This is a genomic window from Mycobacterium parmense, from assembly GCF_010730575.1.
Taxonomy (GTDB): Bacteria; Actinomycetota; Actinomycetes; order Mycobacteriales; family Mycobacteriaceae; genus Mycobacterium; species Mycobacterium parmense.
This window is the reverse complement of sequence record NZ_AP022614.1, coordinates 2,808,814-2,820,326: the sequence shown is the minus strand read 5'-3', so window position 1 is coordinate 2,820,326 and position 11,513 is coordinate 2,808,814. Positions and strand designations below refer to the sequence as shown.

12 protein-coding genes and 1 pseudogene are annotated in these 11,513 nt (G+C 69.4%); all 13 read right to left on the bottom strand.

Annotated features, from left to right (window positions below):
- Window positions 1-3: 3 nt before the first annotated feature.
- Window positions 4-2,433 carry an NADH-quinone oxidoreductase subunit G gene (locus G6N48_RS12845; protein WP_085267811.1) on the bottom strand — a complete coding sequence of 810 codons (2,430 nt, stop codon included), beginning with the start codon at window positions 2,431-2,433 and terminating at the stop codon, window positions 4-6.
- A gap of 9 nt (window positions 2,434-2,442) precedes the next feature.
- Window positions 2,443-3,768, bottom strand: coding sequence for an NADH-quinone oxidoreductase subunit NuoF (gene nuoF, locus G6N48_RS12840; RefSeq protein WP_085267812.1), 1,326 nt, complete (start codon window positions 3,766-3,768; stop codon window positions 2,443-2,445).
- Window positions 3,765-4,532 carry an NADH-quinone oxidoreductase subunit NuoE gene (nuoE, locus tag G6N48_RS12835; protein ID WP_085267813.1) on the bottom strand — a complete coding sequence of 256 codons (768 nt, stop codon included), beginning with the start codon at window positions 4,530-4,532 and terminating at the stop codon, window positions 3,765-3,767. The genes nuoF and nuoE overlap by 4 nt, the downstream gene beginning before the upstream one ends.
- Window positions 4,529-5,857 (bottom strand): NADH dehydrogenase (quinone) subunit D, encoded by a 1,329-nt coding sequence (gene nuoD / locus G6N48_RS12830; protein WP_085267814.1) that lies wholly within the window; start codon window positions 5,855-5,857, stop codon window positions 4,529-4,531. Before nuoD ends, nuoE begins: the two co-directional genes overlap by 4 nt.
- Window positions 5,857-6,564: an NADH-quinone oxidoreductase subunit C gene (locus G6N48_RS12825; protein WP_085267815.1), complete on the bottom strand. Its 708-nt coding sequence runs from the start codon at window positions 6,562-6,564 to the stop codon at window positions 5,857-5,859. Before G6N48_RS12825 ends, nuoD begins: the two co-directional genes overlap by 1 nt.
- Entirely contained in the window at window positions 6,561-7,115 is a 555-nt protein-coding gene (locus G6N48_RS12820; RefSeq protein ID WP_085267816.1) for a NuoB/complex I 20 kDa subunit family protein, read from the bottom strand. Before G6N48_RS12820 ends, G6N48_RS12825 begins: the two co-directional genes overlap by 4 nt.
- 8 nt (window positions 7,116-7,123) lie before the next feature.
- Complete coding sequence (locus G6N48_RS12815; protein WP_085267817.1) at window positions 7,124-7,501, bottom strand: NADH-quinone oxidoreductase subunit A; 378 nt, start codon at window positions 7,499-7,501, stop codon at window positions 7,124-7,126.
- A gap of 288 nt (window positions 7,502-7,789) precedes the next feature.
- Entirely contained in the window at window positions 7,790-8,203 is a 414-nt protein-coding gene (locus tag G6N48_RS12810; protein ID WP_085267818.1) for an Rv3143 family two-component system response regulator, read from the bottom strand.
- Window positions 8,204-8,233: 30 nt separating this feature from the next.
- Window positions 8,234-8,770 (bottom strand): YceI family protein, encoded by a 537-nt coding sequence (locus G6N48_RS12805; RefSeq protein ID WP_085267819.1) that lies wholly within the window; start codon window positions 8,768-8,770, stop codon window positions 8,234-8,236.
- Between the two features lie 11 nt (window positions 8,771-8,781).
- A pseudogene (locus tag G6N48_RS12800) lies at window positions 8,782-8,913 on the bottom strand (nuclear transport factor 2 family protein); the annotation flags it as partial.
- 13 nt (window positions 8,914-8,926) lie between these two features.
- Complete coding sequence (locus G6N48_RS28250) at window positions 8,927-9,280, bottom strand: DUF6285 domain-containing protein (protein WP_139825637.1); 354 nt, start codon at window positions 9,278-9,280, stop codon at window positions 8,927-8,929.
- Window positions 9,277-10,278 carry a phosphotransferase family protein gene (locus G6N48_RS12795; RefSeq protein ID WP_139825638.1) on the bottom strand — a complete coding sequence of 334 codons (1,002 nt, stop codon included), beginning with the start codon at window positions 10,276-10,278 and terminating at the stop codon, window positions 9,277-9,279. Before G6N48_RS12795 ends, G6N48_RS28250 begins: the two co-directional genes overlap by 4 nt.
- A complete protein-coding gene (locus G6N48_RS12790) occupies window positions 10,275-11,513 on the bottom strand; it encodes an acyl-CoA dehydrogenase family protein (protein WP_085267820.1) in 1,239 nt (412 codons plus the stop codon). Before G6N48_RS12790 ends, G6N48_RS12795 begins: the two co-directional genes overlap by 4 nt.

Genomic DNA, 11,513 nt, shown 5'->3' with positions numbered 1-11,513 from the left:
CAGTCATCCGCCGACTCCAATCCGCACCACGCCGCCCGCGCCGACACCAAGTTGTCGGTGCACCGCCGACCCCGGGGAGTTCAGCGGGAGCCACACCACCCGGTCGGGCATTTCGGTGACGGCGAGCGGCAGGGTGATCGATCCGCGCGGCGTGCTGACCGTGACCTCGTCGCCGTCGGCGGCGCCGATTTCGGCCGCAGTGTCGGCCGAGAGCCGCACCAGGGGTGTGCGCGCCGTTCCCGCCAGATGGGGCTCGCCGTCCTGCAGGCGCCCGTTGTCCAACAGCATCCGCCAGCCGGTCAGCACAGCCTCCCCGGCGCCGGGCTCGGCGGGCTGCGAGGCCGCAACGTCCGGGCCCGCGGCGCGTTGGCCGTCCCACTCGCCCAGTGCGGCGTATTCCTCGCGGGCGATCTCCGCGGTGGATGTTCCCAGGTAGACGCCCATCTCGTCGGCCAGTGCGTCGAGCACCTGATGGTCCGACTGGCCCGCCCGCTGGGTGCTGCCGTGCAGCGCGGGCGCGAACGGCCGGAATCGGCCCTCCCAGTTGACGAACGCGCCGGCCTTCTGCGTCGTCGGCGCGACCGGGAAGACCACGTCGGCTCGTTCGGTGACGGCGCTGTGCCGCAGTTCGAGGCTGACGACGAAGCCGGCGGCGTCCAGCGCCGCCAGCACCGCGTCGGGGTCGGCGAAGTCGCCGGCCTCGATGCCGCCGACCAGCAGCGCGCTCAGTGAACCGTCCGTGGCGCCGTCGAGGATGCCCTGCGTGTCGCGTCCCACCGCGGCGGGCAACTGGTCGACGCTCCAGGCCCTGGCGACCTGCGCGCGCGCGGCGTCGTCGGTCAGTGGACGCCCGCCGGGCAGCGCCCCGGGCAGGGCGCCGGCCTCCAGGGCGCCGCGCTCGCCCGCGCGCCGCGGCACCCACGCCAGCCGGGCCCCGGTCGCGTCGGCGAGCCGGGCCGCCGCGGACAGCGCGCCCGGCACGGTTGCCAGTCGTTCGCCGACCATGATGACGGCGCCGGGTTTGGCCAGGAGCTCACCGATCTCGCCGGTGGTCAGGCCCTCCAGCGCGGAAGGCTCGGCGCCGGGCGCGGCCTGGATCAGGTGGCCGGACATCTTCTGCAGGGCGCGCGTCGCGAACGGCGCGATCGCGTACACCGGCAGGCCGCGCTTGCGGGCCGCCTTGCGCAGCCGCAGGAAAACGATGGGCGACTCGTCCTCCGGCTCGAACCCGGCCAGCACGACGACGGGCGCCGACTCCAGATCGGAGTAGCTGACGGCCAGCGGCCGGCCCGCGATGCGCGACGTCAGGAAGTCGGCCTCCTCGGCCGAGTGCGGTCGCGCGCGGAAGTCGATGTCGTTGGTGTCCAAGATGATTCGCGCGAACTTGGAGTAGGCCCAGGCGTCCTCCCAGGTCGCGCGGCCACCGACCAGCACGCCGGTGCGCCCGCGGGCCGCCTCGAGTCCCCGGACGGCGGTCGCGATCGCGTGCGACCACGACGCGGGGGCCAGCGAGCCGTCGGCGTCGCGGATCAGGGGAGTGGTGATCACGTCCGGCTGCGTCGCGTACGCGAACGCCCACCGGCCCTTGTCGCAGTTCCACTCCTCGTTGACCTCGGGGTCGTCACCGGCCAGCCGGCGCAGCACCTTGCCGCGGCGGTGGTCGGTGCGCTGGGCGCAGCCCGAGGCGCAGTGCTCGCACACGCTGGGGCTGGACACCAGGTCGAACGGGCGCGCGCGGAACCGGTACGCCGTGCCGGTCAGCGCGCCCACCGGACAGATCTGCACCGTGTTGCCCGAGAAGTACGAGTCGAACGGCTCGTTGGCGTAGATGCCGACCTGCTGCAGCGCGCCGCGCTCCTGCATGTCGATGAACGGGTCCCCGGCGATCTGCTCGGAGAAGCGGGTGCAGCGGGCGCACAGGATGCAGCGCTCGCGGTCCAACAGCACCTGCGCGGAGATGTTGATCGGCTTGGCGAAGGTGCGCTTGACGTCGGTGAAGCGAGAGTCGGTGCGGCCGTTGGACATTGCCTGGTTCTGCAGCGGGCATTCGCCGCCTTTGTCGCACATCGGGCAGTCCAGCGGGTGGTTGATCAGCAGCAGTTCCATCACACCGTGCTGGGCCCTGTCGGCGGCCTCGGAGGTGAGCTGGGTGTGCACCACCATCTCGTCGGTGGCCACGGTCGTGCACGACGCCATCGGCTTGCGTTGACCCTCGACCTCGACCAGGCACTGCCGGCACGCGCCGACCGGCTCGAGCAGCGGGTGGTCGCAGAACCGCGGGATCTGGATGCCGATCAGCTCGGCGGCCCGGATCACCAAAGTGCCCTTCGGGACGCTGATCTCGTTGCCGTCGATGGTGAGCGTCACCATGTCCGGCGGCCGCACGTCGCCGTTCTTGGAGTCGCCGGTTTCGGTTTTGGCAGCACTAGTCATGATGGGCTGTCAGGCCTTTCCGTTGGCGCCGTTCGCGGTCAGCATGGAGTCGCGCGGGTCGAACGGGCATCCGCCTCCTTCGACGTGGGCGATGTACTCGTCGCGGAAGTACTTGATCGACGACATCACCGGGCTGGCCGCGCCGTCGCCCAACGCGCAGAACGACTTTCCCAGGATGGTGTCGGAGATGTCGGACAGCTTGTCGATGTCCTCGGAGGTGCCGGCGCCGGTTTCCAGCCGCGTGTAGATCTGGTCCAGCCAGAAGGTGCCTTCGCGGCAGGGCGTGCACTTTCCGCACGACTCGTGCTTGTAGAAGTACGTCCACCGCCGCACCGCGCGCACCACGCAGGTGGTCTCGTCGAAGATCTCCAGCGCCTTGGTGCCCAGCATCGAGCCGGCCCCGCCCACGCCCTCGTAGTCCAGCGGCACGTCCAGGTGTTCGTCGGTGAGTATCGGCGTCGAGGACCCGCCCGGCGTCCAGAACTTGAGCCGGTGGCCGGCCCTTACCCCGCCGGCGTAGTCGAGCAGCTCGCGCAGCGTGATGCCCAGCGGGGCCTCGTACTGGCCAGGGCGGGTGACGTGGCCGGACAGCGAATACAGCGTGAAGCCGGGCGATTTCTCGGTCCCCATCGACCGGAACCAGTCCACCCCGTTGAGGATGATCGACGGCACGCTGGCGATCGTCTCGACGTTGTTGATCACCGTGGGGCATCCGTAGAGCCCGGCCACCGCGGGGAACGGCGGCCGCAGCCGCGGCTGGCCGCGCCGGCCCTCCAGCGAGTCCAGCAGCGCGGTCTCCTCGCCGCAGATGTAGGCGCCGGCGCCGGCGTGCACCACGAGCTCGAGGTCGAAGCCCGAGCCGTTGATGTCGCGGCCCAGGTAACCGGCGGCGTAGGCCTCGGCCACCGCGTTCTGCAGGCGGCGCAACACCGGCAGCACCTCACCGCGCACGTAGATGAACGCGTGACTGGCCCGGATCGCGTACGCGGCGATGATGACGCCCTCGACGAGCACGTGCGGGGTCGCCAGCATCAGCGGAATGTCTTTGCACGTACCGGGTTCGGACTCGTCGGCGTTGACCACCAGGTAGTGCGGCTTGGCCGCCGCGCCGGTGTCGCCCTGCGGTATGAACGACCACTTCGTCCCGGTCGAGAAGCCCGCGCCGCCCCGCCCGCGCAGGCCGGAGTCCTTGACCGTGGTGATCACGTCGTCGGGCGCCATGGCCAGGGCCTTCTTCATCGCCTGGTAGCCGTCGTTGCGTTCGTAGGTCTGCAAGGTCCAGGACTCGGGGTCGTCCCAGAACCGGCTGATGACCGGGGTCAACGGCGTCGTCATGACTGGCCTTCCGCGGCGTCGGGACTCGCAGGTGCCTGCATGCCTTTTTCGCGCGCCACCTGCAGACCCGCCAGGGTGGCCGCGCCGGCGCCGCCCTGCCCCTGGTCGGGACGTTCGTCGGGCAGGCCCGCCAGGATGCGGGACGTCTCGCGGAATGAGCACAGCGGGGCGCCCCGGGTGGGCGGCCGGGGCTCGCCGGAGCGCAGCGAGTCCACCAGCGCGCGGGCCGACTCGCACGTCTGGTTGTCGAAGAACTCCCAATTCACCATCACCACCGGCGCGAAGTCGCAGGCGGCGTTGCACTCGATGTGCTGCAGCGTGACCGAGCCGTCCGGTGTGGTCTCGTCGTTGCCGATGCCGAGGTGCTCCTTGAGGGCGTCGAAGATCGCGTCGCCGCCCATCACGGCGCACAGCGTGTTGGTGCAGACGCCGACCAGGTAGTCGCCGGTCGGTCCGCGGCGGTACATCGTGTAGAAGCTGGCCACCGCCGACACCTCGGCCCCGGTCAACCCCAGCTGCTCGCCGCAGAACTCCAGGCCCGCGGGCGTCAGATAGGAGTCCTGTGACTGCACCAGGTGCAGCAACGGCAGCAGCGCCGAGCGCTTGTTCGGATAGCGGCCGACGATCTCCTTGGCGTCGACCTCCAGGCGGGCCCGCACCTCGGGCGAATACGACTGCGGCGCACCCTCGGTGACGAACGCGTTGGGTTCCTCCGGGGGCGGGCCGAGCCGCAGGAAGACCGGCTGGCCCTGCGGGCCCGTCATCGGTCCACCCCGCCCATGACGGGGTCGATGCTGGCGACCGCGGTGATCAGGTCGGCGACCATCCCGCCTTCGGACATCGCCGCCACCGACTGCAGATTGGTGAAGGAGGGGTCCCGGTAATGCACCCGATAGGGCCGGGTGCCGCCGTCGCTGACCATGTGCACGCCGAGCTCCCCACGCGGCGACTCCACCGCGGTGTAGACCTGACCCGCCGGGACGCGGATGCCCTCGGTGACCAGCTTGAAGTGGTGAATCAAGGCCTCCATCGAACCGCCCATGATCTTGGCGATGTGCTCCTGGGAGTTGCCCATGCCGTCCGGGCCCACCTTCAGGTCGGCCGGCCAGGCGATCTTTCGGTCGGAGATCATCGTCGGGCCCGGCTTCAGCTTGTCCAGACACTGCTCGATGATCTTGACCGACTCCCACATCTCGTTGACCCGAATCATGTACCGCCCGTACGCATCACACGTGTCGGCGGTGACGACGTCGAATTCGTAGTCCTCGTAGCCGCAGTAGGGCTCGCTCTTGCGCAGGTCGTGCGGCAGGCCGGTGGAACGCAGGATCGGGCCGGTGATGCCCAGCGCCATGCATCCCGTCAGGTCCAGGTAGCCGACATCCTGGGTGCGCGCCTTCCAGATGGCGTTCTCGTTGAGCAGGTCGCCCATCTCGCGCAACACCTGACGCAGCGGCTTGAGGGCGTCGGCGATCTCGATCTCCGCGCCCGGCGGCAGGTCCTGCGCCACCCCGCCGGGCCGGATGTAGGCGCTGTTCATCCGCAGGCCGCTGATCTTCTCGAAGAGGGTCAGTACGATCTCGCGGCCGCGGAAGCCGACGAACATCGGCGTCATCGCGCCGAGCTCCATGCCCCCGGTGGCCAACGCCACCAGGTGCGAGGAGATCCGGTTGAGCTCCATCATCAGAACCCGGATGACGTTGACGCGCTCGGGTATCTCCTCGGTGATGCCGAGCAGCTTCTCCACGCCCAGGCAGTAGGCGGTCTCGTTGAAAAACGGTGACAGGTAATCCATCCGGGTGACGAACGTGACGCCCTGGGTCCAGTACCGGTACTCGAGGTTCTTCTCGATCCCCGTGTGCAGGTAGCCGATTCCGCAGCGGGCCTCGGTGACCGTCTCGCCCTCGATCTCGATGATCAGCCGCAGCACGCCGTGCGTGGACGGATGCTGGGGGCCCATGTTGACGACGATGCGCTCGCCGGGGTCGGCCTCGCGCGCCGCCTCGACGATGCGGTCCCAGTCCTGGCCGCCGGCGACCAACACCTTCTGCGCGGCGCCACCATCGTGCGTCGGGTCCGTGACTGTGCTCATCAGTTGTAGGCTCTCCGCTCGTCGGGCGGGGGTATCTGTGCACCCTTGTACTCCACCGGGATTCCGCCGAGGGGATAGTCCTTGCGCTGCGGGTGCCCCTGCCAGTCGTCGGGCATCTCGATGCGGGTCAGCGACGGGTGGCCGTCGAAGATGATGCCGAAGAAGTCATAGGTCTCGCGCTCGTGCCAGTCGGTGGTCGGGTAGATCTCGAACAGCGACGGGATGTGCGGATCCTCGTCCGGCGCAGCCACTTCCAGACGGACGCGCCGGTTGTGCGTGATCGACTGCAGCGGATAGACGGCGTGCAGTTCGCGTCCCGTCTCGTGCGGGTAGTGCACTCCGCTGACGCCCAGGCACATCTCGAAACGCAGACCGGGCTCGTCGCGGATGAGCTTGGCCACCTGCGGAAGCTTCTCGCGTCGCACGTGCAGGGTCAGCTCGTCGCGGTAGACCACGACTTTTTCAATCGCGTCGGTGAATTCGACACCGCCGTTTTCCAGTGACAGGGCCAGCCCGTCGACGACGTCGTCGAAGTAGCGGCCGTAGGGGCGGGGGCTGCTGCCCGGAAGCGCGACCTCGCGCACCAGGCGTCCGTAGCCCGACGTGTCGCCGGAACCCTTGGCGCCGAACATGCCGCGGCGCACCTCGATCACCTCGTCGCCGGGCTGGGCCGAAGCCTCCTGCGGATCCTGCTCCGGCGAGCTCATCTCAGCAGCCCGCGCATCTCGATCGTGGGCGTGGCCGCCAGCGCCGCCTGCTCGGCTTCGGCGATGGCGGTCTCCCGGTTGACGCCGAGCGGCATCTGTTGAATCTTCTCGTGCAGCTTGAGGATCGCGTGCAGCAGCATCTCCGGCCGCGGCGGGCAGCCGGGCAGGTAGATGTCGACCGGCACCACGTGGTCGACTCCCTGCACCACGGCGTAGTTGTTGAACATGCCGCCCGACGATGCGCAGACACCCATGGCCAGCACCCATTTCGGCTCGGCCATCTGGTCATAGATCTGCCGCAGCACCGGCGCCATCTTCTGGCTGACCCGCCCGGCGACGATCATCAGGTCGGCCTGCCGCGGCGTCGCGGAGAACCGCTCCATGCCGAACCGGGCGATGTCGAATCTCGGTCCGGCGGTTGCCATCATCTCGATGGCGCAGCACGCCAACCCGAAAGTGGCCGGCCACAGCGAGTTCTTGCGCACGTAGCCCGCGACCTTCTCGACCGTTGACAGCAGAATCCCGCCGGGGAGCTGTTCCTCGAGACCCACGTCCTACCTCAATCCCACGTCAGGCCGCCGCGACGCCACACGTAGGCGTAGGCCACGAAAACCGTGAGCATGAACACCACCATCTCGACCAACGCGAACGTGCCCAGCGAGTCGTAGCTGACCGCCCAGGGATACAAGAACACGATTTCGATGTCGAAGACGATAAACAACATTGCGGTCAGGTAATACTTCACCGGGAAACGCTGGCCGCTCGCCGCATGCGGGCCGCTGACCGGGGAGTCGGTGGGCTCGATCCCGCACTCGTAGGCCGCCATCTTCGAGCGGTTGTACCGAGTGGGTCCGGCGAGGCTGGCGATCACCACCGAGCCCACGGCGAAGGCCGCCGCGATCGCTCCCAGCACCAGGATGGGTATGTAGGCGTTCAACTCGCTCCAAGATCCGTCGTAACGGGCCGCCTTCTCGAACCGAGCGGGCGGCCGGGCGGGTGGCCGGGCTGCTGTGATCCACTCAGGCTGTGTGGGACCACAGTGACCTACAACATAGCGTCGTGGCGGCGGGTGCGCTTTGCCGGGGTGGGGTATTCGCCAGGTTTTTGTGTCGCCGCAACCGCGTGCTGCGCCGATGCGGGCGCGCCCGGTGCGGCGCCGCCGCCGGGGGGCGTTCGGGCGGGCGGGATCTCCGCAGGTGAAGGCCGTTTTGCGGGTGGGGCTCGGCTAGCGGGTGGGCGTGCGCAGCAGCCCGAGGACCGTGCGGCCCAGCACGATGGGATCGATGGGGTGCGAGACCGCGGCTTCGGCCCGCGACCAGTTGGCCAGCCAGGCGTCGTCGGGACGGCCGGTGAGCACCAGAATCGGGGGGCAGGTCGCCAGTTCGTCCTTGAGCTGCTTGGCGATGCCCATGCCGCCGGTGGGGGTGGCCTCGCCGTCCAGGATGGCCAGGTCGATGCCGCCCTCGTCCATCGTGCGCACGACCATCGGGCCGGTTGCCACCTCGACGTAACTCAGCTCAGGCAGCTCGGGGTGCAGGTGCTTGCCCAGCGCCCTTATCACTTCTTGGCGGGTCTTCGCGTTGTCGCTGTAGACCAGGATCCGCAGGACGACGGTGGAATCGGGGCTGGAGTCGGGCACGGTGCAGATGGTACTGGTGCCGCGGCGGATTTACTGGGGTGCCCGCACGAAGACGGCTTCGGCCGCCGCCGTCGCCGCCGCGCCCATCATCCCGAGCTTGTTCCAGCCCATGTCGAACCGGGACCGAACGATCTCGGTCGCACCGGAGAACCGGATCGAGCCGTCGTCGAGCTCGGTGATCGTGACGGGCAGCGGCACCGGCGCGCTGACGCCTTTGATCGTGAAGTTGGCCCGCAGGTGGGCGGCCCTGCCCTTGGTGGGTTCGACCGCGGTGACGACGACGCTGATCTCGGGATACTTCTCCACGTCGAAGAAGTCCTCGGACCGCAGGTGTTTGTCGCGGCGGCCGATGCCGGTGTCCAGCGACGCCGCACGGATGTCGAGGCGGCCGAAGACCGCTCCGGCGCCGGTCAATTGACCGTCGCCGCTGAAATCGGTGAAGCGGCCCTTGACCCTCAGCAGCCCCCACATGTTGCTGATCTTGAAGGTGACGGCCGAGCGGTCCCGGTCGAGGTTCCACACGCCCGCCAGGTCGGGATCGTTCAGCAGAGTTTCCAGAGTCGTCATCGCTGCCCAAACTAGTCGATCAACGGCGCGATGTCGGCGGGATCGAAGTACTCGTCGATCCGATCGATCAGCCCGCCCGGGGTCACGCCGATCACGATGCAAACACGCAGCGAAACCTGTTGCCCCGCTTGTCCGGTGGCGGGCATGGTGCGGCTCCTATTCCGTCCGGTAATCCGGCGTGTCGTATCCGGGGTGGGCGACCGCGAGCCGGCGTCGCACCAGGGCGCGCAGGCACGCGGTGACCTCGGCGGCGCGTCCGTCCATGTCGCCGGCCCGGATCGCCGCGGCGAGTTGCTCCTCGTCGGCCACGCCGAGGCCGGCCAGCGCGGCGCGCGACTCCTCCTCGCTCTCGTCGAGCAGTTCGCGCTCCACGATGCGCAACGCGTTGGCGGCCACCCGGGCGTGGAAGTTGACCTGTCCCTCGGTGGCCGCGCGGACGTCGGTTTCCAGGAACTCGGCCACCGCGGCCACCAGTTCGGCCGCCAGCGGGCGGCCGTAGGCGCTGATCACGGGTGGGCCCCTTCCAGCAGGTCGAGCAGGTCCCACTCGGTCTCGCAGACGCGGCGGCCGATGGTCGCCAACTCCACCGAGCGGGACTGGCCGCTCAGGTGCCGCTCCGCCTGGTAGCGGCAGATGACACCCCAGCGCAGCGTCGCCAGCACCAGCCACCAGTGAAACGCCGCCCGGTCCAGCGTCGTCGGGCGAGCCTCCTCGTAGGCCCGCAGGAAGTTCTCGACGCTGCCGAGGCCGCCGGCCCCCAGGCTGGCCGGGGCGCCGAACCGCCAGGCGCGGATGCAGAACCAGGCCAGGTCCTCGTACGCCTCACCGAGATGGACCAGCTCCCAGTCCAGTACGGCGGCCAGGGCGGATCCGTCGACGATCAGGTTGCCCATCCGGTAGTCGCCGTGCACCAGCACCGGGGCCGACGGCGGGGATTGCCGGGCCCGGTTGGCCTCGAGCCAGCGAAAGGCCCATTCGAACGTGGCGGTGGTGTCGTTCATGGCGTCGAGGCGCTCACGCCATTCGCCGAGCTGGTCCGCGTGGGTCAGGCCCGCGATGCCGGCGTCGGCGCGGTGGATGGCGGCCAGCGCCTGGGCGCACTGCCGCAGCAGGCTGGTCCGGGCCGCGTGCCCGCCGGCGGCGTCGAGCTGACGCGCGATGCGCCGGACGATGGTCTCGCCCTTGACCTCCGCGCAGATCAGGAACGGATTGCCCAGCGCGGCGGGCGAATCGGTCGCGACGAGCAGTCGGGGCACCGGCGCCCCGGCGGCCGCGGCGGCCACCTGCGCGCGGCCCTCGAGTTCCATGCCGGCGTGCACGTCGTCGGGTGGGCCGATCCGCAGGATCAGCGCGCTTCGCCGTTGTCGGGTGACCGCGTCGAAGGCCCACGTGGTGCGGCTCGCGCCGCCGGTCAGCGCGCGCAGGTTCTCGATGCGCACGTCGGCGTCCAGCACCGGCGCCAGCGCGGCGGCGAGGCGGGTGGTCAGCTCCTCGACGGAGGTGGTCACTTCTTGCCGAACGCGAACAGCCGCTGGGCCACCCGGCGGATCTGGATCTCCTCGGCGCCCTCGGTGATCCGGTAACGGCGGTGGTGGCGGTAGATGTGCTCGAACGGTTCGTGGCGGCTGTAGCCGAGGCCGCCGAAGATCTGCATGGCGCGGTCGGCGGCGTCGCAGACCAGGCGGTTGGCGCGGTAGTTGGCCATCGACACCTTGTCCGAGACCTCCATGTGGTGATCTCGGTCCAGGTGCCAGGCCGCATAGGCCACGAGCAGCCGCACCATCTGGGCCTCGGTCTGCAGCTCTGCCAGCGGCCATTGCACGGCCTGGTTCATCGCCAGCGGCTTGCCGAACACGGTGCGCTCCCCGGCGTAGGCGGCGGCGCGGTCGATGCAGTATTGGGCGGCGCCCAGGCTGCTGGCCGCTTGCCGGATCCTGTTCTCGTGCAGGAACGTCTGCGCCACCTCCAGTCCGCGGTCCACCTCGCCGAGCACCGCGTCGGTGGGCACCCGAACGTCGGTGAGCGCGACCTCGCCGTGGTCGGTGGGCATGTTGAAGGTCCACCAGTAGTAGGGGATCGTGAAACCGGGCGTGTCCGTCGGCACCAGGAACGCGGTGATGCCGCGGGCCTGCCCCGCCTCGCCGGAGGTGCGGGCGAAGACGAGGTCGTGGGTCGCGCGGTGGACCCCGGTGTTGAATCGCTTGGAGCCGTTGATCACCCAGCCGTCCCCGTCTTGTTTGGCCGTCGTCTCCAGCCACGTCGCGTCGGAGCCGTGCGCCGGCTCGGTCAGGCCGAACGCCATGGAACGTTCCCCGGTGATCAGCGCCTCCGACCAGACCCGGCGTTGCTCGTCGGTGCCGAACCGCTCCATCATGATCACCTGCGGAAAGTTCCCGACGATCGACGACTCGTTCTGCAGGTCATTGTGCAGGCCAAGCCCCTTGTGTGCCAAGTGTTCCCGGATGACGGCCATGTCGACGTTGCTGCCGTCGCGCCCGCCCAGCGATGCGGGCAGCCCGTAGCGCAGCCAGCCCGCCTTGTCGGCGCGCCTGCGCATCTCTGCGAGCAGGTCCTCCCACTCGCGCGTCGGGATGCCGTCGTTGTCCCAGTCGGTGCGGGCGTATTCGCGACGCTTGTCGAAATACTGGCTGTGCTCGCGTTCCAGCGGCCTGATCTCGGCTTCGATGAATTCGTCCATCTCGGCGAGTACACCCGGAAGATGTTCTGGCAGAGTGAAATCCAC